The following is a 23,932-nucleotide window of genomic DNA, read 5'->3' on the forward strand; positions in this document are numbered from 1 at the left end:
GGTCAGGCCTGAGGCATTTTGCGAAAGCCGATAGCCAGGCGATTCCAGGCATTGATGGTGGTGATGGCGACGGTCAGGTCGACCAATTCCCTGGCATCGAACTGAGCGCTGGCCAGCTCATAGTCCTCGTCCGGGGCATGGGTCTGGCTGATCAGGGTCAGGGATTCGGTCCAGGCCAGGGCGGCGCGTTCACGTTCGGTGAAGAACGGCGTTTCGCGCCAGGCCGACAGTGTGGCCAGACGACGCTCGGACTCACCGCCCTTGCGTGCATCGGCGCTGTGCATGTCCAGACAGAAGGCGCAGCCGTTGATTTGCGAGGCACGCAGCTTGACCAGTTCGATCAGGTTTTTTTCCAGCGGCAGTTTCGATACCGCTGTTTCCAACGCGATCATCGCTTTGAGGGCGTCAGGCGAAGCGGTGTAGAAATCGATACGGGTTTTCATGGCGTGCTCCAGGGCAAGTGAGTGTGTGACTACGTTAGTCCCGAGGCTGGTTTACACAAATAGCCAATATTTCAGAAGTCGAGGAGGCCACTGGCGGTGCCTCCTTGAAAGAAAGGGCTATCCGAGAACTGCTCGCGATCCGCGCAGCGGCCATTCACACCCGATTGCGCAACCATCGCAGGAAGCCCTTTTTCTCCACCACCACCGGCAGGTCCTGAGTCAGGGTTTTCGCTTTTTGCAGGCGGTAATCGAGCAAGGCTTTCATTGAATCGTTGATGTCGTGACGGGCATCCAGGCACGGCTTGAGGTATGACTTTTCGATGCGGTAGAGGCCACAGAAAGTCTTGGCGGTAAACTGCGCAGGCAGCGCACTGTCGGTGAGAATACCCGCCTCGCCGAACACCTCCCCCGGCCCCATGCGTCCGGATTCATATGGCGCTCCGTGACGCATCAAGGTCACCGAGATCACGCCGGATTCGATAATGAACAAGTGATCGCTGACCTCCCCCGCCTCCAGGATCACCTCCCCGGCGCGAAAGGTTTGCAAGGTCATGTTCTGGCTGAACGTGTCTTTCTCTTCCTGGCGCAGGGTGGAGAAAATCGGCGAGCTATCCAGCAACGCCCGTTTGCGTGTCGAGTTGATCGGCGGGCTGGGCTCCACGCTCGACAACAAATTGACCCCGGATGCCTGCAAGTGCCGATAGGCCAGGTCGTACAGCTGGTTGCGCACTGAACGTTTCTCGTCCATCGACGCGACAAAGCCGCTGATTTCGTAGACCGCCCCGGTGTTGCTGGTGGTTTTCAGGCCGACACTTGGCGACGGTGTATCGAGCAACGCACGACAACCTTGAATGGCCCGCTCCAAAGCATCGATCACCGTGTTCGGCCTCGCGTGGGGACTCACTTCCAGCGAGACGGAAATGCCGAACATATCGCTCGGCCTGCTGAAATTGATGATCTTGGCCTTGGCCGCCAACGAGTTGGGAATCACTGCCATGCAGCCCTGGGAGGTTTGCAGGCGTGTGGCGCGCCAGTCGATGTCGGTTACCTTGCCCTCCATGCCGTCGATGGAGATGTAGTCATCCAGTTGGTAGGGTTTGGTGGTGTTCAGGACGATCCCGGAAAACACGTCACTGAGGGTACTTTGCAACGCCAGACCGACAATGATCGCCAACGCACCGGATGTCGCCAGTACGCCCTTGACCGGCAGATCGAGTACATAGGCCAGGGCGGCAATGACCGCGATCAGGAAAATCACCGCGCCGAGCAAATCCTGGAGCAATCGCCCCGTATGCCCGACCCGTTGCATCATCACCGCGCCGATCAGCACGGTCAGGGTCCGCGCGCCGAACAGCCACCAGCCGATCTGCAAACCGGTGGCCGCCAGGTGCAAGGGTACGTTGTCGGCCCAGGGCGGCGGCTCCATCGGGTTCAGGCCTTCGTTGAACAGCAGGAGGCTGAACAACGAAAAAATCACCACCCGCACCAACAGTCTCCAGGCACTGCCCAGTGCACTGAGCAGGTACCACAACCCAAGATCGATCAGGATCAGCGCCATTGCGCAGATCAGTGGATGTTCAGTAAGCAATGACAGCATCAAGCAACTCCAGCCAGGGCCAATAACGCGAAGATCGCATGGATTGGCCATAGTGTAGGAGCAATTGATTTCGCTGGACGAGCGCGTCTGGCTGGACACCCCAAAAAACCCGTGGGAGCGAGCTTGCTCGCGATGGCGATACAACAGGCACTGATGTAGTGGCTGTCAGTCCGTCATCGCGAGCAAGCTCGCTCCCGCAGGGGAAAGCATGTTGGCTGGATTACTTGCTGTTGGTCAGCGTGCTGTAGCTGGTCATCAGGTTTCGGTAATCCGGAATATGGTTGGAGAACAGTGTGCCCAATCCTTCGATATCGTTGCGCCAGTCGCGGTGCAGTTCACAGGCCAGGCCGAACCAGGTCATCAATTGCGCGCCCTGAGCGGTCATACGGCTCCACGCCGATTCACGGGTCAGTTCGTTGAAAGTCCCGGATGCATCGGTGACCACGAACACGTCAAAGCCTTCAGCCAACGCCGAGAGGGCCGGGAACGCCACGCACACCTCGGTCACCACACCGGCGATGATCAACTGCTTCTTGCCGGTGGCCTTGATCGCCTTGACGAAATCTTCGTTGTCCCAGGCATTGATCTGGCCAGGACGGGCGATGTACGGCGCGTTCGGGAACTGGGCCTTGAGCTCGGGCACCAGCGGACCGTTGGGACCGGTCTCGAAACTGGTGGTGAGGATGGTTGGCAGCTTGAAGTATTTGGCCAGGTCGGCCAGGGCCAGCACGTTGTTCTTGAAACGATCCGGATCGATGTCGCGTACCAATGACAGCAGGCCGGTCTGATGATCCACCAGCAGCACGGCGGCGTTGTCTTTGTCGAGACGCTTGTAGGAAGTGGTCATTGCAGTAGTCCTCGCGTGTTATCGATGCCGAGTGAAAATCGGCGTGGGGGTAACCGGTCAGCGCCGGGAGTCCAGCACTTCGTGTTCGTTCGCCACTTGCTGGGCCTTGAGGTAACTCTCGATCAGCAATTGATAATGCGGCATGGCCTGGGCGTAGACAGCGGCCCACTGCTCGGCATCCGGGCGGTTCCACGAGCCTTGCAGCTCAGAGAGCGTAGCCATGATGTCGATCGGTACCACCCCGGCCTGGGCCAAACGGGCAACGGTCAGATCAGTGGCCAGTTTCGAGTGATTGCCGGAGGCGTCGACTACTGCGAACACCTTGTAGCCTTCATGCACGGCGGCGATGGACGGGAACGCCAGGCACACGCTGGTCAAGGTGCCGGCGATCACCAGGGTTTTCTTGCCGGTGGCCTCGACCGCCGCGTGAAACTCCGGGTTGTCCCAGGCGTTGATTTCACCTTTGCGTGCCACGTATTGCGCATGAGGCGCGGCCTGGTGGATTTCCGGAATCAGCGGCCCGTTCGGCCCTTGCGGAACCGAGGCAGTGGTGATCACCGGCATTTTCAGCAACGTTGCAGCCTTGGCCAGGGCGATGGCGTTGGCGCGCAGTTGTGGCACGTCCATGTCCTTGACGATCTGGAACAGTCCGCTCTGGTGGTCGATCAACAACATCGCGGCGTCGTTGGGGTCAATGGTGGGTTTCTTGCCATCGAAGTTGGCAGCATTGACTGTATTCATAGGCAATTCCTCTTTCTTTCAGGCAACAGCCATCCCTGGCCTCGGACCGACCTACGCATCCTGTGTAGAGCGGGTTGTTGAAACGGAACGGGTTAAGCGTGCATCCGGCCGAAGCGACCGGACTGGAAGTCGGCGAAGGCCTGGTGGATTTCCTGCTCGGTGTTCATCACGAACGGCCCGTGACCGACGATCGGTTCATCGATCGGCTCGCCGCTGAGCAACAGCACCACCGCGTCTTCGCTAGCCTCAAGGGTCAGTTGATCGCCCTTGCGATCGAACAGGGCCAACTGCCCCTGGCGCACCGACTCCAGGCCATTGACCTGAACCGTGCCACGCAAAACCACCAGTGCGGTGTTGCGCCCTTCATGCAGATCCAGGGTGAGCAACTTGCCAGCATTCAAACGAATGTCCCACACGTCGACCGGGGTGAAGGTGCGCGCCGGGCCCTGGCGGCCGGCGAACTCACCGGCGATCAGGCGCAGGCTGCCGGCGTTGCCCTGCAAGGCGATGCTCGGGATGTCGCGGTCGAGGATCGTCTGGTAGCCGGGGTCGGCCATCTTGTCCCTGGCCGGCAGGTTCACCCACAGTTGCACCATCTCCAGGGTGCCACCGCTCCTGGCGAATCCTTCGGAGTGGAACTCTTCATGCAGGATGCCCGAGGCAGCGGTCATCCATTGCACGTCACCGGGGCCGATCTTGCCGCCACTACCGGTGGAGTCCCGATGCTCCAGTTCGCCTTTGTAAACGATAGTCACGGTTTCGAAACCACGATGAGGATGCTGACCAACGCCACGCCGTTCGGTGGTCGGGGTGAATTCAGCGGGGCCAGCGTGATCCAGCAACAGGAACGGGCTGATGTGTTTGCCCAGGTTGTCGTAGGAAAACAGCGTGCGAACCGGAAAACCGTCGCCAACCCAATGGGTCCGTGGACTGGTGTAGATACCGATGATGTTTTTCATGGTGTCTCCTGGTGAGGTGAGTGAAGCCATGGAGAAAGCTTAAAAGCGTGACCTTTGCTGCGCTAGACTGCAAAAATCAGCCTTAGCGTTCTATTTGGAGAACGATGGTGGAAGACCTCAACACCCTCTACTACTTCACCCAGGTGGTGGAACATCACGGTTTCGCGGCGGCGGGCCGGGCACTGGACATGCCCAAGTCCAAGCTCAGCCGACGCATTGCCGAACTCGAAGACCGACTGGGTGTGCGCCTGCTGCACCGCACCAGCCGGCATTGCTCTTTGACGGAAATCGGCCAGGCCTACTACCAGCGTTGTCTGGCCATGCGGGTGGAGGCGGAAAGCGCCGCCGAACTGATCGAGCGCAATCGCTCCGAGCCTCAGGGCCTGGTGCGTGTCAGTTGCCCGACGGCGTTGCTCAACTCCTGGGTCGGGCCGATGCTGACTCGCTATATGCTCAAGTATCCATTGGTGGAATTGTTCATCGAGAGCACCAATCGCCGGGTCGACCTGATTCACGAAGGCTTCGACATTGCGTTGCGGGTACGCTTTCCGCCGCTGGAAAACACCGACATGGTGATGAAGGTACTGGGCAACAGCACCCAGAGCGTGGTCGGCAGTCCGGCCTTTTTATCGCGTCTGTCGACACCGGCCTCCCCGGCCGACCTCAGTGGCTTGCCGAGCCTGCACTGGGGCGCGGCGCAGCGCGAATATCAGTGGGAACTGTTCGCCGCCGACGGCAGCACGGCGATGATTCGTCATGCACCGAGAATGGTCACCGACGATCTGTTGGCCTTGCGCCATGCGGCGCTCGCCGGGATCGGCATCGTGCACCTGCCCAGCGTGGTAGTGCGTGACGAAATTGCCGCCGGTCAACTGGTGGAGCTGGTACCGGGCTGGGCACCGAAAAGCGGTGTCATCCATGCGATCTTCCCCTCACGTCGGGGGTTGCTGCCATCGGTGCGCACGTTGATCGACTTCCTCGGGGAAGAATTCAGCCGCAGTGATATTGCTTAGGGGCCGGGGCAAGGCTTTAGACCGAGTCACTGCCTGCTCGCGAAGGCGGTGGATCAGACACCATCACCAAACCAGACTGCCGGTGATTCATGATTTCCGGTAAACATTGCTTTGCCGTTCCAGCGGTTTTTCTCACGGATGCAGGCGCGGATACTGCCGCCCATTCCCACTGCAACCTCTGGAGTCATCAATGTCCATTCCCGCCTTCGGCCTGGGTACGTTTCGCTTGCAAGGCCAGGTGGTCATCGATTCGGTGAGCACCGGCCTGGCGCTCGGCTACCGGGTGATCGATACCGCACAAATCTACGAGAACGAAGCCGATGTCGGCGAAGCTATCGCTGCCAGCGGCATTGCCCGTGAAGAACTGTTCATCACCAGCAAGATCTGGGTCGCCAACCTGGCGGGTGATCGCCTGATCGAAAGCCTGAAGGAAAGCCTGCGTAAACTGCAGACCGATTACCTGGACCTGACCCTGATCCACTGGCCGTCGCCGGAAGATCAGGTGCCGGTCGAGGCGTTCATGGGCGCCCTGCTCGAAGCCAAGCGCCTGGGCCTGACCCGACAGATCGGCGTGTCCAACTTCACCATCGACCTGATGCAGCAAGCGATAGCGGCCATCGGTGCCGAGCACATCGCTACCAATCAGATCGAACTGCACCCGTACCTGCAAAACCGCAATGTCGTCGCGTTCGCCCAGAGCCAGGGGATCGGCATCACGTCATACATGACCCTGGCTTACGGTGAAGCCCTCAACGACCCGCTCATCCAGCAGATCGCCGAACGCCTGCAAGCGACGCCGGCTCAGGTCACCCTGGCCTGGGCCATGCAATCGGGTTACGCAGTGATCCCGTCTTCCACTCGTCGGGCCAACCTCGAAAGCAACTTGAAGGCGCGCGAGCTGACCTTGAGCGAGGCCGACATGGCGTTGATCGCAACACTGGATCGCGGCCACCGGTTGACCAGCCCCAAAGGCATCGCTCCGAGCTGGGATTGAACCTCAACCCTGCCCGAGACTCTGGTCCAGGCGGGTCATGGCTTGCTGCAACTGGTCGACGGCGTCGTCGACCAGTGCCGCACGGCCGTCATGGCACGCCTGCTCCAGTCGTTCGCAACACTCGACCAGGCCAAGCGCTCGTACCATCATCGCCCCGCCCTTGATCCGGTGTGCCAGTTCCTGCAATCCGGGACGATTGCCCCTGGCGTGCAAGGCCAGCAAATGCACGCGGTCCTCGCGATTGGTCAGCGCCAGATCGTGCTTCAGTTGATCGATCAGCTCACGGTCCGAATCCGCATAGTGCTCCAGCCCACTCAAATCGAACTCGGCGAAGCCACGGTCGTCAGTTACCGCTGAGGGTACGCTGGAAAACCGCTGGGCCAGCCACGCCTGCAAATCCACCAGGCGAATGGGTTTGAACAGGCAATCATCCATGCCCGCCGCCTGACACCGGGCCTTCTCCTCGACCTGCGCATTGGCGGTAAAGCCCAGTATCGGCGTCGACGACAGCCCCTGCACCTGCTCTTGCTCACGTATCGCGCCCGCCAGCTCATAACCACTGAGCACCGGCATGTTGCAGTCGGTAATGACCAGATCGAACCCGCCTGCGCGCCACTGTTCAAGCCCCTGTGCCCCGTCTTCAGCCAGCACCACACGATGGCCCAGGTAGCTCAGCTGCCGCGAGAGCAACAGACGATTGGCCGGATAATCGTCGACCACCAGAATCGACAACGCCCGGGTCGTGAGCTGCGCCGGATCCTGGGGCCCCCCCGCCGCGGGTAATGCTTGCAGGGCGGGCAGCACCAGGTTGATATCCACCCTCGTCCCGCGCCCAGGTTCACTGTCGAGTTGCAACTGGCCGCCCATCGTTTCGCACAGGGTACGACTGATCACCAGGCCCAGGCCGGAACCTTGCCGGGCGCTCTGCCGACTGTTGCCCGCCTGCACGAAAGGGCTGAACAGGCGTTGCTGGTCGAAAGCGCTGATACCGATGCCGCTGTCCTCAATCTGTACGCTGACGGCGAGATGCGCCGGGGCTTGAGGCTGCACGCGCAGTACCAGGCCCACCTGGCCTTCACGGGTGAACTTGATCGCATTGCTCAGCAGGTTGGATAGCACTTGTTTGAAACGCGTGGGGTCGAGCATCACGTCGCGGTCACTGTGTTCGTCGAGCTCGACCCGCCACTGCAGATTCTTCTGCATCGCCAGCCCTTCGAACACCCGGCAGACCGACGTCACCAACGCGTGCAGATTGACCCGCTCCGGCGCCAGCGACAAATGCCCGGATTCAATCCGGGCGACGTCCAGAATGTCGCCGATCAAATCCAGCAACTGCTGCCCGGCGTTGGACGCGACCTCGATGGCGGCGCGGTCGGTCACACCTTCGTCGGCCCGTTTCAACGCCAGCTCGAGCATGCCGATCAATGCGTTCATCGGCGTACGGATTTCATGGCTCATGGTGGCCAGGAACGTGGTCTTGGCCCGGTTGGCGTCGTCCGCCGCGTCCTTGGCTTCCTGCAATTGCCCGAGCAATTGCTGACGCTGGCGAATCTGCCGGCGCTGCCAGACGATCCCGGCCAACGCGAGCAACAGCAAGACACCCGCCACCGCAAACGCCTGCACGATCGCCTGCCGGTGTCGCAGCCAGTAGCTCTGTTCGACCATCGAGTCATAGCGCCAGGGTTGGGTCAGTTCGTCGATTTCTTCGGGAGGGATGCTCAATAGCGCCTTGTCCAGAATCGAATGCAGTTCGCTGGCCTCGCGACTGGTTGCCAGGGTACTTCGGGCGGGGTGGGTGCCCACGGTGCTGGTCACTTGCAGGCGATCGCGATACTGCCGGGAAATCAGGTAACGGGCGCTGATCAGCGAGTTGATGCCGCCCTGTGCCTTGCCCTGGGCGACCATTTCCATGGCGTCCGTCGACAGTGGCGCATCCACCACCCGGATCAGCGGGTAATGCTGGCGAATGTACTCGCTGACAACGTTGCCCCGGGTCAGCGCCAAGGTCTTTCCCGCCATGTCATCCAGTGTCCTGGGACTGTCCGCAGCCGCGCGGGTCACCAGCACCGAAGGGCTGCTCAGAAACGCCCGAGTGAACAGCAGTTCGTCGTCACGCTGGGAACTGAGGCCGATACCGGCCAGCACATCGATCTGTCCGCTGGAGATGCCGGTCATCATTTCGGCCACCGACTTCACGCCCTGGATGTCAAATTGCAGCCCGGTACGCGAACTGATTTTCGTCAGCACATCGACGCCAATACCGCGAAATGTTCCTTCACTGTCGATGAATGTAATTGGCGGAATGTTTTCGTTGATCGCCACCTTCACCCGCGGGTGGCGTTCGAGCCAGCGCTGTTCGGCCACGCTCAATTGCAATGACTCGGTGCCCGGGATAGAGACCCCGTTTGCCCCCCAACGACGCAGGATATTCATTTGTTCATTAGTGGTGATGACCGCCAACGCCTTGTTGACGATGCGCAATAGCGAAACGTTGTCGCGGGCCATCGCAAAGGCAAAACGCCCGGACTCCATGGGCGAGAAGTCCGTCAGATGCACGTTGCTCAGGTTGTTCCTGCTGATCAGATAATGGGCATTGATCGCATCGCCCAGATAGACATCGGCCTGGCCGAATGCCACGGCGCCCATTGCCGCCAGTGTCGAGGGAAACAGCTGGACCTGCGCCTTGGAATAGAACTGTTGCACGCTGTATTCGGGCAAGTAGTGATACTGCATCGCCAGCCGCTTGCCGGCCAGTGTCGGGTCGAGCACCGGAGGGAAATCGGTACGCGTGACCAGCACCGGCTGATCGACCGCGTAGGCGCTGGACATCTGCAGCTGTGGATCTTCGGCTTCAAATCGATTGGCCGTTCCCAGCAGGTCTGCCCGCCCCTCCTTGATGGCCTGCACCGCATCGGCCCGCGACGGATAACGTTCGACCTCAATGCCAACGTTCAACATTTGTTCGAGCAACCCGGCGTAATCGGCTGTCACACCTTCGAACACTTTGCCCGCCGTGTTGAACTCGAAGGGGGGATAGTCCGGCGTCGAAACAGCCAGCACCAATCGGCCTTTTTGCTGCAGCCAGCGCAACTCGGCGTCCGACAACCTGACGCTCAGACCTTCGGCACTCGAGCGCCCCAATAGGGTCAACGACTGTTGCGCACAGGCCGTCGATGCCCATAGAAGAAGGCCAGTCAGTACCCAACCTGCCAGTCGCCTTGGACCGTTCATTCAGATCAAATGATTGCGCAAGGCGAAATCCCTCAAGTGCACCGACGAACTCACGTTGAGCTTGAGGGTGAGTCGGGTCTTGTAGGTGCTGACGGTCTTGTAGCTCAGGTGCATGAGCTCGGCGATTTCCAGGTTTTTCGAGCCCCGGGCCAGGTACTGCAGAATGGTCAACTCACGATTGGAGAGTTTGTCGATCAGTTGCTTTTCACTGCGTTGCAAATCCCCCGCCAACACGGAACTCGAAGATATCTGGGCGAAATAGGTGTAGCCGGCCATCACCGAATTCACCGCCGCCTTCAAGTCGTCCAGGTCCTTGCTCTTGGAAACATAGGCAACAGCCCCGGCCCGCATGCAGCGATCCTGATAAAACTGGGCCTCCAGCGAGGTGAACACCACTACGCGACATTGCGTGTTCTCGGCCTTGATACGGTCCATCACCTCAAGCCCCGCCACACCAGGAAGGCCCAGATCAAGCAACACGACATCCGGTTGATGCTCCCGGATCAACGACAACACCTCATCGCCACGGGAGGCCTCGTAAATCTGCTTGAATCCCTCACCCTTGAGTACGAGTTTGATCATGGAGCGAACCACCGGATGATCTTCCACAATCAGTGCTGACTTCATGACAACTCCCGTGCAAAACCACACGTTCGGGCAAAAAATGCCCTCCAGGCACCGCAGCGGTTGGGCACAACGCTGCGCATAGACTTTGGCATGGAAGGCCGGAAGGAACTACCTGACAGAAATGACAGTTCCGACGAACGGTAGCGGATGATCGACGGCGCTCATCAACTGCGTGATTGTCGCCAGGTCAGGCAGAGCGGCCCGGCTGACCTGGACTTTGCCTGAGACTGGCGGCAATGGCGCCTGTTGTTCATTGAAAATAAACCCGTGATGAACCTGCGGGTTGTCGGCAAGGAAATTGAACAGCTCCAGCACTCCGTTGGCCATCGCCCCATTGACGAGCACCAGATCCAGAGGCGTGCAACCGTACTCCACCAGTGGAAGGAGCTCGTCGAGGCTCTGCACCGGCGCCACCCGAAAGTAGCCGAGCTGGTTGAACAGCCGCTCGATCCGCAGGCGGTTGAAGTGCTGCGCATCGGCGATCAGGATGCGCAAGGATTTGTTCGCCAAGGTGACCTCCAAAAGGATGTCGGTTTCAAGAGGTCGCAAAGCCTACGGAAGACCACCCTAGGTTTATGTAGGAATATTCCTAAATCCATGTGGGTTAGTCTGACTCTTGCTTGGGAAACGCAAGCGCGCCTCGCCCCGGAACCCTTGGCCTTTACTCCGTGGTACTCGGACTCCAGAACGCCTGCACCACCAGGGCCGACATCGAAATCCGTGCCACCAGTGCATCCAGTTCATCACCATCGACCGAGGTGGTCGCCAGGGTGGCTTCGATTTCAATTTCATCCGTGCCAAAGGCATGCACATCGACATCGCTGGCCGGATAGTTGCTGCGCTCCAGCTCGGCTTCGAGCAAGGCCAGCACGGTTTTTCGCTGCGTACGCCGGGCGATGACATAGACGATGTTGGTGACTTCCGCAGAAATCACATCCAGCGGCTGACGGTTGATGTTGTTGACGATCGGCCGCAGCAAGGTATTGGCCGCGAGCACGAACAGCGTGCCGAGCAACGCTTCGGCCAGCAGGTCGGCACCGGCGCAGGCGCCGACTGCCGCCGAGGTCCAGAGGGTTGCGGCGGTATTGAGGCCGCGCACATTGCCCTCTTCACGCATGATCACCCCGGCACCGAGAAAGCCGATACCGGAGACCACATACGCCACGACCCGCACAGCGCCTTCAGCCCCGCCGAGACGGTTGGCCATGTCGACGAAAATTGCCGCGCCCACCGCCACCAGCACGTTGGTGCGCAGGCCGGCGGTGCGCTGCCGGTACTGACGCTCGAAACCGATCAGGCCACCGAGGATGAAAGCCGCACTGAGGCTGACCAGGGTGTCGAGCAGCGAAGTCAGATTGAGGTTGTTGATGGCTTGCATATCAAACTCCTTGAAAAACACACGCTCCTACAGGGGTGTCCTTTACTGCCAACCGAACCGCCGGATGTAGAACCCTTTCACCGCCTGGGTGAGTGCCATGTACGCCAGCAGGATCATCGGCAGGAACACGAAATACAGCGACGGCAATGCCTGCAGCTTGAAGTAATGGGCCAACGGTCCCATCGGCAGGAAAATCCCCACTGCCATGATCAGTCCGGTCATCACCAGCAACGGCATGGCCGCACGGCTCTGCAGGAACGGTATCTTCGGCGTGCGGATCATGTGCACGATCAGTGTCTGGGTCAGCAACCCGACCACGAACCAGCCAGACTGGAACAGGGTCTGATGATCCGGGGTACTGGCATCGAACACGTACCACATCAAAGCGAATGTCGTGATGTCGAAGATCGAACTGATCGGCCCGAAAAACAGCATGAAGCGCCCGACATCCGCCGGCTGCCAGCGCTGCGGTTGCTTGAGCATTTCGTCATCGACGTTATCGAACGGGATGGCAATCTGCGAAATGTCGTAGAGCAGGTTCTGCACCAGCAGGTGCATCGGCAGCATCGGCAGGAACGGGATGAACGCACTGGCCACCAACACCGAGAACACGTTGCCGAAGTTCGAACTGGCGGTCATCTTGATGTACTTGAGCATGTTGGCGAAGGTCCGGCGCCCTTCCAGCACGCCCTCCTCCAGCACCATCAGGCTCTTTTCCAGAAGGATGATGTCGGCGGCTTCCTTGGCGATATCCACGGCGCTGTCCACGGAAATACCGATGTCGGCGGTGCGCAGGGCCGGGGCATCGTTGATGCCGTCGCCCATGAAACCGACCACATGGCCGTTGCCCTTGAGCAGACGGACGATGCGTTCCTTGTGCGAGGGCGTCAGTTTGGCAAAGACATTGGTGGTTTCCACGGCTTTCGCCAGCTCGACATCCGTCATGCGTTCGATGTCGTTGCCCATCAGCAGGCCCTGCTGTTCCAGGCCGACTTCGCGGCAGATTTTCGCCGTCACCAGTTCGTTGTCGCCGGTCAGCACTTTCACCGCCACGCCGTGGGCTGCCAACGCCTTGAGTGCCGGCGCAGTGCTTTCCTTGGGCGGGTCGAGGAACGCCACATAACCGATCAGCGTCAGTGCCTGCTCATCAGCCAGGCTGTAGGTGTCGCGTCCTTCGCTCATCGGCCGTGCCGCTACCGCCACGACACGCAAGCCTTCGGCATTGAACATGGCCGTGACCTGACGAATGCGCGCCAGCAACTCTTCGGTCAAGGCTTCATCGACTTCGCCGTGTCGCACTCGCGAGCAGACGGCCAGCACCTCCTCCACCGCGCCCTTGCAGATCAGCAGATGAGGTTGATCGCGCTCGGCGACCACTACCGACATGCGCCGCCGGGTGAAGTCGAACGGAATCTCGTCGACCTTGCGAAACGCCGTGCCGACTTTCAATTGACGATGGATTTCGACGTGCTCGAGCACCGCCACATCCAGCAGGTTTTTCAGACCGGTCTGGTAGTAGCTGTTGAGGTAGGCCATTTCCAGCACGTCATCGGAATCATTGCCCCAGACATCGACGTTGCGCGCCAGGAAGATCCTGTCCTGGGTCAGGGTACCGGTCTTGTCGGTGCACAACACGTCCATGGCGCCGAAGTTCTGGATGGCGTCGAGGCGTTTGACGATGACTTTTTTGCGCGACAGGAACACCGCGCCCTTGGCCAGGGTCGAGGTGACGATCATCGGCAGCATTTCCGGGGTCAGGCCCACGGCAATCGACAGCGCGAACAGCAGCGCTTCGGTCCAGTCGCCCTTGGTGAAACCGTTGATGAACAACACCAGCGGCGCCATCACGAACATGAAGCGGATCAACAGCCAGCTGACTTTGTTGACCCCGGTCTGGAACGAGGTCGGTGCCCGGTCAGTGGCGCCGACCCGTTGGGCCAGGGCACCGAAATAGGTGCTGTTACCGGTGGTGAGAATCACCGCCATGGCCGTGCCGGACACCACGTTGGTACCCATGAACAGGATGTTGTCCAGGTCCAGGGGGTTGAGTGTGTCGCGGTCCTGCTGACGGGGAAACTTCTCCACCGGCATCGACTCACCGGTCATGGCCGCCTGGCTGACGAACAGGTCCTTGGCGTTGAGCACCCGGCAATCGGCGGGAATCATGTCACCGGCAGACAGCACGATCAGATCGCCCGGCACCAGTTGCCTGATCGGCAATTCGATGCGCTGCGCGCTGTGGTCCTCAAGGTCCCGGCGCATCACAGTGGCGGTGTTGCTGACCATGGCCTTGAGGGCATCGGCGGCCTGGTTGGATTTGGTTTCCTGCCAGAAGCGCAGCAAGGTCGAGAGCACCACCATGGAGAAAATCACGATGGCGGCTTTCATGTCTTCGGTCAGCCACGAGATGACTGCAAGCAGCGTCAGCAGCAGGTTGAACGGGTTTTTGTAGCAGTGCCACAGGTGCGTCCACCAGGGCAGCGGTTGTTCATGCTCGACTTCATTGAGACCGAATTGCTCGCGCAGGGCATCGGCTTCAAGCTCGCTCAAGCCATCGGTGTGACTGCCCAGATTGTTGAGCAGTTGACCCGTGTCGCTACCGGCGGCGGCCACCAGGGTTTGCGCCAGGGTCGGCGGGACTTCACGGCTGACCGTGGTGTCGGTGAAGGTTTCCAGCAACGCCAGGCGACGGAAGTGCCGGGCGATGTGGCGGTTACGCAGGAAACCTGCGAAGAGTTCCTTGAGGGTAAGTTTCATGGCTGGTGCCCCTTTGGTCAGCCGGGAAACCGTCGAGCAGGCAAGTCCATGCCTGTGCCGCCGGAACAACCGGCAAAGCAAGGCTTGGCGCGCCGGTCACAAATGACAGGCGTGTCGATAGGGCGGCGGCCACGACAAAAAGTCGAAACCACACACTGTTCAGCGTCGATGAGAGGGACGTCGGGACACGGCCAGGACTGGCCATGATCAGGATGCCGCTGCTCGCTTTTCGGCGAGACAACGGCACAGGAGACTGCGCGTTATCTGGCCGAGAAAATGCCGGTTACCGAGACCGGCCGACAACTGTCACTCGAACAAGTACCCACTTTGGGTCTCCGTAATGGATGAAAACGCGCGAAGCTTACGCCCCGATGTTTGGAGAGTAAACCCGTTACAAAAGCTTGCCGGGGGAAATGCGCGGCTCTTCAGGAAGGGTTCAGGATTCAATGTTTGCGGGGTTCTTTCTGGCCCCTTCGCGAACAGGCTCGCTCCCACAATGGGCCTGTGTTCACAGAACCTGTGTGGGAGCGAGCCTGTTCGCGAAGGCGGCTTTACTGACTCAGCTGGCAGTCGCCAACAACAAGTCCACCACCGACCGCCCATGCCCGCAATGCCTGCCATGCTCATACAGCGAAGCGGCAATCTCATCGGCGCGAATCGGCAGGATCGACAGCAAGGTGTCGCTCAAGCCGTGGCTGGCCTGGCAGAAACCCTGCATGTAGAGGCCGGCCTTGCAGCGCTCGTTGGTGATCAGCCTGTAGTTGCGATCGACCTCGAAATCGCCCAGGTACTCTTCCAGCGGTGCCAGCAGTTTGCGGTGCATCTGCCGCTCGTAACCGGTGGCCAATACCACGGCGTCGTAGTGACGCACCGAGACTTCACCGGTGGCGTTGTTGCGCAGCACCAGATCGATGCCGCGTTCGTTGGCTGTGGCTTTTTCGATAGTGGTCAGCGTGTGGAACGCATGCCGGGCGATGCCCGAGACTTTCTGCCGGTAGAAAATGCCGTAGATGCGCTCGATCAGATCGATGTCCACTACCGAGTAGTTGGTGTTGTGGTACTCGTTCACCAGACGCTCGCGCTCGCTGTCAGGCTGCTGGAACACCAGGTCGGTGAACTCCGGCGAGAACACTTCGTTGACGAAGGGGCTGTCGTCGGCCGGCTTCAGTGCCGAGCCGCGCAGGATCATGTCCACCTGCACCGACGGGAAGCTGTCGTTCAAATCGATGAAGGCCTCTGCCGCACTCTGTCCGCCACCGATGATCGCAATGCTCATCGGCCGATTGTCCACACACGGCTGTCTGGCCATCTGCGCCAGGTACTGGGAATGGTGGAACACCCGGCCGTCATCCTTGAGCGCCTTGAACACCTCGGGAATACGCGGCGTGCCACCGGCGCTGACCACCACCGAACGGGTAGTCCGCACATGCTGATGCCCGGTCGCATCGCGGGAGATCACCCGCAACGCCTCGACCTGATGGTTGTGCAACACCGGCTCGATGGTCAGCACTTCTTCGCCGTAACGGCTTTGCGCAGTGAACTGCCCGGCGACCCAGCGCAGGTAGTCGTTGTACTCCATGCGGCATGGATAGAAGGTGCCCAGGTTGATGAAGTCCACCAGGCGCCCGTGGGCCTTGAGGTAATTGACGAACGAGTAAGGGCTGGTCGGATTGCGCAGGGTCACCAGGTCCTTGAGGAAGGAAATCTGCAATTCGCTCTGGGTCACCAGTGTGTTGCCGTGCCAGCGGTAGTCAGCCTGCTTGTCGAGGAACAGCACATCCAGGTCGCCCTGGCTCGCCCCGCGCTCTTGCAGCGCGATGGCCAGTGCCAGGTTCGACGGGCCGAATCCGACGCCGATCAGGTCGTGAACGAGGGGCGATGCAATTGCCTGAGTCATTTCCAGTGTCCTCTGGATGTTCCCCGCAAAAGCGGGGCATTGAACCTAAGTGACCTGACAGGCCTTGGGCCGCACAACAGGTCGTCTGTTGAGTAGGAACGAGGACAATGAAACAAAATTTAACGAGGCTTGATGAATCCAGGGGATCAGTGGCCTTCCCATTGGCGCATCCGCACACGGCAGTGCTTCATGGCATTGACGATGTGCTTTTCCACCAGTGCACGGGAAATGCCCAGTTGTTCGGCGATCTGCGGATGGGACAGGCCTTCGATCTTGCGCAACAGAAAGCTCTCGCGGCACAACCGTGGCAACTCCGCCAAGGCACGCTGGAGCATGTCCAGGCGCTGGCCGTGATCGAGGACCTTGTGGGGCGAAGGCGTGAAGTAGCGTTCCTCGCTGTCGAGCACCTCCAGCGGCTCGGCGCGACGCAAGGCGTTGCGGCGGTGATCATCGATGACCAGGTTCAATGCGGTGCGATAAAGGAAGGCGCGGGGTTGCTCGATCGGCGCATCGCTGGTCCGTTCCAGCACGCGCAGATAAGCGTCATGAACCACATCTTCGGCCACCTGGCGGTTGCCCAGCCTGGCGTTCAGGAAACACACCAGCTCGCGATAGTAGTTTTCCAACATGACTCCCGTCCGCACGGGGGTGCGGTTTCTGTCCTTGAGCCGTTTCGGCGCCCGCTGAATCACGCAGTGGCACGATAGTGGCAGATTGAGTGGCGTAATTTATAGTAATTCTCATATAGATTTAAAGTACTGCTTCAACTTGCCTGGCATTTAGTCGCTCCTACTGGGGTTCGTGTTGTCGGCTAAATTCTGCGTCCGGCTCATCGTTTACAGGACAGCTCCCCGTCTCTGCCCGCCTGCGCCGCTGAACGACGGGCCGATTTCCTTTGGCCGGAACCCCGAATGAAACGTTCCCGACAAACCCGACGTGTCGTGTTTGCAGCACTCTGCCTGATCCCCGTCATCGCCGTCGCCGCCTGGCAATTCATCCCGCCCGGCCGCGACCGGCTCGCCACCGTCCAGGTCAGCCGCGCCGACATCGAAAGCAGCGTCACGGCATTGGGCACCCTGCAACCGCGGCGCTATGTCGACGTCGGCGCCCAGGCTTCCGGGCAAATCCACAAGATCCACGTGGAAGTCGGCGACCTGGTCAAGGAAGGCCAGTTGCTGGTGGAAATCGACCCGTCCACGCAACAGGCCAAACTCGATGCCGGGCGCTTCTCCATCGAAAACCTCAAGGCGCAGTTGCAGGAACAACGGGCGCAACACGAACTGGCCCGGCAGAAATACCAGCGCCAACAGAACCTCGCCGCCGGCGGTGCCACCCGTGAAGAAGACGTACAGACCGCCCAGGCCGAATTGCGCGTGACCCAGGCGCGCATCGACATGTTCCAGGCGCAGATCCGCCAGGCCGAAGCCAGCCTGCGCAGCGATCAGGCCGAGTTGGGCTACACGCGGATTTATGCGCCGATGGCCGGCACCGTGGTAGCGCTGGATGCCCGTGAAGGCCAGACCCTCAACGCCCAGCAGCAGACGCCGCTGATCCTGCGCATCGCCAAGCTGTCGCCGATGACCGTGTGGGCCGAGGTCTCGGAGGCCGACATCGGTCACGTCAAACCCGGCATGCACGCCTGGTTCACCACTCTGAGCGGCGGCACCCGTCGCTGGACCAGCACCGTGCGGCAAATCCTCCCCGTCCCGCCCAAGCCACTGGACCAGACCAGCCAGGGTGGCGGCAGCCCCGCCAGCACCAGCAAAAGCGGGAGTGCCCGCGTGGTGCTGTACACCGTGTTGCTGGACGTCGACAACGCCGACAACGCCTTGATGGCGGAAATGACCACCCAGGTATTTTTCGTCGCCAATCAGGCACAGAACGTACTCACCGCGCCCATCGCTGCCCTGCAGGTCGGTGCGCAGGCAGACCTGCAGACGGCGCAAGTGGTCGCCAGCAATGGCCGCATCGAGCAGCGCAGCGTGCGTACCGGTATCAGTGACCGCCTGCGGGTGCAGATCCTCGATGGCCTGCAGGAAGGCGATCACCTGTTGATCGGCCCGGTCGACGGGAGTGGCGGCTGAATGCAGACGCCCCTGATCGAATTGCAGGACATCCGTAAAGCCTACGGCGGTGGCGACGCCCCTGAAGTTCACGTATTGCGCGGCATCGACCTGTCGATCCATGCCGGGGAGTTCGTGGCGATCGTCGGTGCCTCCGGTTCCGGCAAATCGACACTGATGAACATCCTCGGCTGCCTCGACCGCCCGACCTCGGGCGAATACCGCTTTGCCGGGGAGAACGTCGCGGCCCTGGACAGTGACGAACTGGCCTGGCTGCGTCGTGAAGCCTTCGGCTTCGTGTTCCAGGGCTACCACCTGATTCCCTCCGGCTCGGCCCAGGAAAACGTCGAGATGCCGGCCATCTACGCAGGCTTACCGGCCGCCGAACGCCACGCCCGCGCCGCTGCCCTGCTCGACCGCCTCGGCCTGGCTTCGCGCACCGGCAACCGTCCGCACCAACTCTCCGGCGGTCAGCAGCAACGGGTGTCGATTGCCCGCGCCCTGATGAACGGTGGCCACATCATCCTTGCCGACGAACCCACCGGCGCCCTCGACAGCCACAGCGGCGCCGAGGTCATGACCCTGCTCGACGAGCTGGCCAGCCAGGGCCACGTGGTCATCCTCATCACCCACGACCGCGAAGTGGCAGCCCGGGCCAAGCGCATCATCGAGATCCGCGACGGCCTGATCATCAGCGACAGCGCCGACGAAAATCCGACCGCGCAAAATTCCGCCACACCCGGTGCGCTACAAGCCGTCGACCTGCGCAAGCGCCTGAGTGAAGGCGCCGAAGCGACTGGCGCGTGGAAAGGTGAATTGGTCGATGCCGTGCACGCGGCGTGGCGGGTGATGTGGATCAACAGGTTTCGTACCGCGCTGACCCTGCTCGGAATCATCATAGGCGTGGCCTCGGTGGTGGTGATGCTGGCTGTGGGCGAAGGCAGCAAGCGCCAGGTGATGGCACAGATGGGCGCCTTCGGCTCCAACATCATTTACCTCAGCGGCTCGGCCCCCAACCCGCGCACGCCGATGGGCATCATCACCCTCGATGAGGTCGCGGCGATTGCCAGCCTGCCCCAGGTGATGCGGATCATGCCGGTCAACGGCCAGGAGGCCGGGGTGCGCTTTGGCAACCTCGATCACTTGAGCTACGTCGGCGGCAACGACACCAACTTCCCGGCCATTTTCAACTGGCCGGTGGTCGAAGGCAGCTACTTCACCCATGCTGATGAGCAGAACGCCGCCGCCGTCGCGGTGATCGGGCACAAGGTGCGGACCAAATTGCTCAAGGACGTGGCCAACCCGATCGGCCAGTACATCCTGATCGAAAACGTACCCTTCCAGGTGGTCGGCGTGCTCGCGGAAAAAGGCGCCAGCTCCGGCGACTCCGACAGCGACGACCGCATCGCCATCCCCTACTCCGCCGCGAGCGTGCGCCTGTTCGGCAGCCACAACCCCGAGTACATCGCCATTGCCGCCGCCGATGCGCGCAAGGTCAAGGAGACTGAAAAAGCCATCGAGCAACTGATGCTGCGCCTGCACGACGGCAAGCACGATTTCGAGCTGACCAACAACGCGGCGATGATCCAGGCCGAGGCACGCACGCAAAACACCCTGTCGCTGATGCTCGGGTCGATTGCAGCGATTTCGTTGCTGGTAGGCGGGATCGGTGTGATGAACATCATGCTCATGACCGTGCGCGAGCGTACCCGGGAGATCGGTATCCGCATGGCCACCGGTGCCCGCCAGCGCGACATCCTGCGCCAGTTCCTCACCGAAGCGGTGATGCTTTCGGTAGTGGGCGGCCTCACCGGGATTGCCCTGGCGCTGATCGTCGGTGGCGTGCTGATTTTCGGCGATGTCGCTGTCGCCTTCTCCCTGATAGCGGTACTGGGTGCCTTCGGCTGCGCCCTGGTCACCGGTGTTGTCTTCGGCTACATGCCGGCCCGCAAAGCTGCCCGACTCGACCCGGTCACGGCCCTTACCAGTGAATGATCGATTTATGAAGCCGCCACTCAGTGTGTTAACCCTGTGCCTGTTACTCGGCGCCTGCGGCAGTCCGGCCCAGCGCCCCGACAGCGGCATCGAGCCTCCGGCCGCCTGGCAATCGCCGCACACCGCAGGCGTTACAGATACCAACCGACAATGGTGGAACCGCTTCGGCAGCCCGCAACTGGGTCGCCTGATCGAACAGGCGCGGCTCGGCAGTTACGATTTTGCCGCGGCCATCGCGAGAGTGCGCCAGGCCCGGGCCGATACGGTGATTGCCGGCGGCTCGCAACTGCCCGAGGTCAAGGCTGCGGTCAACGCCAACCGCCAGAAATTGCTGCGGGGCAGCGGCTACAGTCAGCTCGATGCCGACAGCGATAACAACGCCGTCGATTACTTCACTGCGAACCTTGTGGCCAGCTACGAAATCGATTTCTGGGGTGGCCAGCGGGCCAGCCGCGACAGTGCTCAGTTCAGTCTGCAAGCCAGCGAGTTCGACCAGGCCACCGTGGAGTTGACGTTGCTCAGCGCCGTGGCCAATGGTTACGCACAAGCCTTGTCGTTGCAGGAGCAGAGCCGCATTGCCGGGTTGAACCTGGCCAATGCCCAGAGCGTGCTGAAACTGGTGCAGACCCGTTTCGATTCGGGCTCGGCCACCGCCCTTGAACTGGCGCAGCAAAAAAGCCTGGTGGCGGCGCAGCAACGCCAGTTGCCGCTGGTGCAGCAACAGGCCGAGGATGCGCGAATCAGCCTCGCCGCCCTGCTCGGCCGCCCGGTTCAGGCGCTATCGCTGGGGCAGGAACACTTCGATCAATTGACCTGGCCCGTCATCGACGCCGGGGTGCCCAGCCAGTTGCTCAACCGCCGCCCGGACATTGCCCGGGCCGAGGCGCAACTGGCCGCCGCCCAAGCCGATGTCAGCGTCGCCCGGGCCGCGATGCTGCCGACCGTGACGCTCACCGCCGAAGTCGGCTCCGGTGCCGACCGGGCCGATGATATTCTGCGTAGCCCCTTCTACAACCTCACCGCCGGGCTGCTCGCGCCGGTGTTCAACAACGGCCGCCTCGGTGCCCAGCGCGACAAGGCGACGGCGCGCCAGGAAGAGCTGCTAGAGGCCTATCGCGGCGCGATCATCAACGGCTTCGCCGACGTCGAAAAAGCCCTCAACAGCATTCGCGGACTGGATGAGCAGCGCCAGTGGCAGAGTGAAGAACTGAGCCAGGCGCAGACCGCGTTCAACATCGCGCAAAGCCGTTATCAGGCCGGGGCCGAGGACTTGCTGACAGTGCTGGAAACCCAGCGCACGCTGTACGCGGCGCAGGATTTGAACGTGCAACTGCGGTTGTCGCGGATGCAGGCCAGTATTGCCCTGTACAAGGCGTTGGGTGGGGGGTGGCAGGTTTTGTAGGTGACTGGGAAACCGCCATCGCGGGCAAGCCCGCTCCCACAGGTTTTTTGTTGTTCGCAGATTTCGCGTACACCCACTAATCCTGTGGGAGCTGGCTTGCCAGCGATTGAACGATTACGCGGTTTCAGGCCTGGCTCTGTTTAGCCTTCAAATGCCGCGCATACCAAGGCCGTTGCGGCACCTTGCGCAACAGCCCCGCCAGTTTTTTCTCGTCCTCGCCGAAGGTAATGCGCAACGCCAGTTTCATGGTTTCCGGGTCCATTTCCACTGACTTGCCGGCCTGCAACCCCGGCGTGGTACTGCAACCGTGGGTGATCGGGCCGAGCCAGGGGTCATCGATCTCGACCCAGCGCCCAGGCGCAAACCATTGCACACCGTTGACCTGGAGCCGGCTGACCTGCCCCGGATGGAAGCGTTCGTGGGCGCGGAACCAGTCCTCCAGGCGATCGTCGATCCAGCCGTGGAAGTGCCAGAAAACCGGGTTCACATGGGAGGAAAACGGGTCGCCGAGGAAGTCGTTTTCCGCGGCGAACCAGCGTGCGGAAAAGTCCGCCGGATCACGGGCAAAGGGCACCGGCTGACCGTTCGACGGATCACGCGGCACCGAAGCCCAGCGCATGTGCAGCCAGTCGTGCAGACCCAGTTCGACCTCCGAGCCGAACTGGCCGAGGGTCAGCGTCGACAGGTAGCGTGGATCACGGTAGCGCGATTCCCATACCTGGAAATTGCTGTGATACGTCTCAGCACTCTTGATGTCGCTGACCCACTGCGTGTACTCGTCATCGTCCTCGGCCAGCCAGGTCGGTGGCAGCGCGGTGCCGTCGTGGTTGTCGAAATAACGCGCAAAGCCGGGCCGATCCCGCGCCAGCTCCGGCTGCGGCAACGGGAAATGCGTCCAGGAGGGCAAGTCCTGCATCGAACGTGCAGTGCCGAGCATGTGCCGGTGCATGAAGAAAAAGTCCACGCCCGAACCGTTGCGATCCTTGCGCGCCCCTCGGGCGTCGCGCTCCTTGTCCCGTGGGCCGGGTTGCCAGCCAAGGCCGCGCAAGGCGCCGCGCTGGTCTTCGGACAGCTTGTGCCATTTATCCCGGGAGGCATGCCAGAGCTGGTGGAACAACCGGTGCTCCGACGATACCAGCCAGGCCAGCAGGACCGGATTGAGGCCGGTACGCTCGCGGGCTTCAGGGAATACCCGTTTGACGGCAATGAATCGATTGTCCTGAGCCGTCAGCATCAGCGGCCGCTTCAGGTCCAGCACGCGCCCGCTGAGACTGCCGCTGCCGGCGTTGCCGAAACCGGCCCAGACCTCGTCCAGGGTCATGTCGAACTCGTACTCGCAGCAGCCGCTGGCACCCAGCAGTCGCCAGCCAAGCTGCTTCGGGTTGGCCCCGGACAGATCGCCCAGCACCCGGTAACGGGGCTCTTGCGTGGAGCGCAAACGCTCGGCGGTGTCGAGATACCCACTGACACCGCGGCCCTTGTGCCCGATATCGAGGAACACTTCCAGCCCCTCCAGCGGCAAGCCTTCGATACCGGCGTCACGACCTTCGAAGCGAATCTGCCAGACCCCGCGCAAGGTGTCCGCCAACCGCTGGCCAGCAACATCCGCCACGTCGAACGAGGCTTCGCCGGGGGTGATCGTCGGATCCGGCCTGGTCAGTTCGCGATGCCCGTAATACACCGCCGGCACGGCGGCACCGGTCAGCGCCAGACCTGCGAGGAACCATCGTCGAGAAATCGTCATTGCCCTACCTGTGTCAGCCATGGAGCAGGCTTTATCCAAGCTAGGACGATTGTTGCGCCGCAGAATTTAAGAGCATCGCGAACAAGCTCGCTCCCACAGGGGATCTCCAGTGTTCACTCGATCAGTGTGGGAGCGAGCTTGCTCGCGATGAGGCCATCAGCCGCGCTAAATTTTCCGGCCAGCCATACGTTCCCCCCAGATAGCAAAGGCCCCTGCGCCTGATCCTCGACGGCGAACCTGACTG

19 protein-coding genes are annotated in these 23,932 nt (G+C 61.2%); 5 read left to right on the forward strand and 14 right to left on the reverse strand.

What is annotated here, in order from left to right; genetic code table 11:
- Nucleotides 1-2 precede the first annotated feature (2 nt).
- The 5 genes from CAF65_RS24125 to CAF65_RS24145 form a co-directional block, all read right to left on the reverse strand.
- A complete protein-coding gene (locus tag CAF65_RS24125) occupies nucleotides 3-443 on the reverse strand; it encodes a carboxymuconolactone decarboxylase family protein (protein WP_085718522.1) in 441 nt (146 codons plus the stop codon).
- A 154-nt stretch (nucleotides 444-597) separates the two neighbouring features.
- On the reverse strand, nucleotides 598-2,040 hold the full coding sequence (locus CAF65_RS24130; protein WP_085718523.1) for a mechanosensitive ion channel family protein: 1,443 nt from the start codon (nucleotides 2,038-2,040) through the stop codon (nucleotides 598-600).
- A 220-nt stretch (nucleotides 2,041-2,260) separates the two neighbouring features.
- Complete coding sequence (ycaC, locus tag CAF65_RS24135; RefSeq protein ID WP_085718524.1) at nucleotides 2,261-2,887, reverse strand: isochorismate family cysteine hydrolase YcaC; 627 nt, start codon at nucleotides 2,885-2,887, stop codon at nucleotides 2,261-2,263.
- A 57-nt stretch (nucleotides 2,888-2,944) separates the two neighbouring features.
- Nucleotides 2,945-3,628 carry an isochorismatase family protein gene (locus CAF65_RS24140; protein ID WP_085718525.1) on the reverse strand — a complete coding sequence of 228 codons (684 nt, stop codon included), beginning with the start codon at nucleotides 3,626-3,628 and terminating at the stop codon, nucleotides 2,945-2,947.
- 92 nt (nucleotides 3,629-3,720) lie between these two features.
- On the reverse strand, nucleotides 3,721-4,587 hold the full coding sequence (locus tag CAF65_RS24145) for a pirin family protein (RefSeq protein ID WP_085718526.1): 867 nt from the start codon (nucleotides 4,585-4,587) through the stop codon (nucleotides 3,721-3,723).
- Between the two features lie 104 nt (nucleotides 4,588-4,691).
- Between CAF65_RS24145 and CAF65_RS24150 the strand changes: the two genes are divergently transcribed.
- Nucleotides 4,692-5,600 (forward strand): LysR substrate-binding domain-containing protein, encoded by a 909-nt coding sequence (locus CAF65_RS24150; RefSeq protein ID WP_085718527.1) that lies wholly within the window; start codon nucleotides 4,692-4,694, stop codon nucleotides 5,598-5,600.
- 53 nt (nucleotides 5,601-5,653) lie between these two features.
- Here CAF65_RS24150 and CAF65_RS28905 read toward each other — a convergent pair whose 3' ends face one another.
- Nucleotides 5,654-5,788, reverse strand: a complete 135-nt coding sequence (locus CAF65_RS28905) for a hypothetical protein (RefSeq protein WP_256578717.1) — start codon at nucleotides 5,786-5,788, stop codon at nucleotides 5,654-5,656.
- A 2-nt stretch (nucleotides 5,789-5,790) separates the two neighbouring features.
- On the opposite strand from CAF65_RS28905, the gene dkgB reads away from it, so the two are divergent.
- Nucleotides 5,791-6,594, forward strand: a complete 804-nt coding sequence (gene dkgB / locus CAF65_RS24155; protein ID WP_085718528.1) for a 2,5-didehydrogluconate reductase DkgB — start codon at nucleotides 5,791-5,793, stop codon at nucleotides 6,592-6,594.
- 3 nt (nucleotides 6,595-6,597) lie between these two features.
- Here the strand turns inward: dkgB and CAF65_RS24160 are convergent, their stop codons facing one another.
- From CAF65_RS24160 to CAF65_RS24190, 7 genes are all read right to left on the reverse strand, one after another.
- Entirely contained in the window at nucleotides 6,598-9,825 is a 3,228-nt protein-coding gene (locus tag CAF65_RS24160) for a transporter substrate-binding domain-containing protein (protein WP_085718529.1), read from the reverse strand.
- On the reverse strand, nucleotides 9,826-10,452 hold the full coding sequence (locus CAF65_RS24165) for a response regulator transcription factor (protein WP_085718530.1): 627 nt from the start codon (nucleotides 10,450-10,452) through the stop codon (nucleotides 9,826-9,828). It abuts the gene before it with no gap.
- Nucleotides 10,453-10,560: 108 nt separating this feature from the next.
- The gene (locus CAF65_RS24170) at nucleotides 10,561-10,962 is read right to left on the reverse strand and encodes a chemotaxis protein CheY (protein WP_085718608.1); all 402 of its coding nucleotides are present in this window, start codon (nucleotides 10,960-10,962) and stop codon (nucleotides 10,561-10,563) included.
- A gap of 151 nt (nucleotides 10,963-11,113) precedes the next feature.
- Entirely contained in the window at nucleotides 11,114-11,830 is a 717-nt protein-coding gene (locus tag CAF65_RS24175; RefSeq protein ID WP_085718531.1) for an MgtC/SapB family protein, read from the reverse strand.
- Nucleotides 11,831-11,872: 42 nt separating this feature from the next.
- Nucleotides 11,873-14,587, reverse strand: coding sequence for a magnesium-translocating P-type ATPase (gene mgtA, locus CAF65_RS24180; RefSeq protein WP_085718532.1), 2,715 nt, complete (start codon nucleotides 14,585-14,587; stop codon nucleotides 11,873-11,875).
- Nucleotides 14,588-15,146: 559 nt separating this feature from the next.
- Nucleotides 15,147-16,484, reverse strand: coding sequence for a lysine N(6)-hydroxylase/L-ornithine N(5)-oxygenase family protein (locus CAF65_RS24185; RefSeq protein WP_085718533.1), 1,338 nt, complete (start codon nucleotides 16,482-16,484; stop codon nucleotides 15,147-15,149).
- A gap of 146 nt (nucleotides 16,485-16,630) precedes the next feature.
- Nucleotides 16,631-17,113 carry a sigma-70 family RNA polymerase sigma factor gene (locus tag CAF65_RS24190; RefSeq protein ID WP_085718534.1) on the reverse strand — a complete coding sequence of 161 codons (483 nt, stop codon included), beginning with the start codon at nucleotides 17,111-17,113 and terminating at the stop codon, nucleotides 16,631-16,633.
- A gap of 282 nt (nucleotides 17,114-17,395) precedes the next feature.
- Between CAF65_RS24190 and CAF65_RS24195 the strand changes: the two genes are divergently transcribed.
- Genes CAF65_RS24195 through CAF65_RS24205 form a run of 3 tightly spaced genes read left to right on the forward strand, consistent with a single transcriptional unit; the run spans nucleotide 17,396 to nucleotide 21,944 of the window.
- Nucleotides 17,396-18,568, forward strand: a complete 1,173-nt coding sequence (locus tag CAF65_RS24195; RefSeq protein ID WP_085718535.1) for an efflux RND transporter periplasmic adaptor subunit — start codon at nucleotides 17,396-17,398, stop codon at nucleotides 18,566-18,568.
- Nucleotides 18,569-20,542 (forward strand): MacB family efflux pump subunit, encoded by a 1,974-nt coding sequence (locus CAF65_RS24200; RefSeq protein WP_085718536.1) that lies wholly within the window; start codon nucleotides 18,569-18,571, stop codon nucleotides 20,540-20,542. It begins immediately after the preceding gene.
- Between the two features lie 7 nt (nucleotides 20,543-20,549).
- Complete coding sequence (locus tag CAF65_RS24205; protein WP_085718537.1) at nucleotides 20,550-21,944, forward strand: efflux transporter outer membrane subunit; 1,395 nt, start codon at nucleotides 20,550-20,552, stop codon at nucleotides 21,942-21,944.
- A 124-nt stretch (nucleotides 21,945-22,068) separates the two neighbouring features.
- Here CAF65_RS24205 and CAF65_RS24210 read toward each other — a convergent pair whose 3' ends face one another.
- Entirely contained in the window at nucleotides 22,069-23,688 is a 1,620-nt protein-coding gene (locus tag CAF65_RS24210; RefSeq protein ID WP_085718538.1) for a PvdJ/PvdD/PvdP-like protein, read from the reverse strand.
- Nucleotides 23,689-23,932: the final 244 nt, after the last annotated feature.

The sequence above is a fragment of the Pseudomonas sp. B28(2017) genome (assembly GCF_002113025.1).
In the GTDB taxonomy this organism is placed as follows: domain Bacteria; phylum Pseudomonadota; class Gammaproteobacteria; order Pseudomonadales; family Pseudomonadaceae; genus Aquipseudomonas.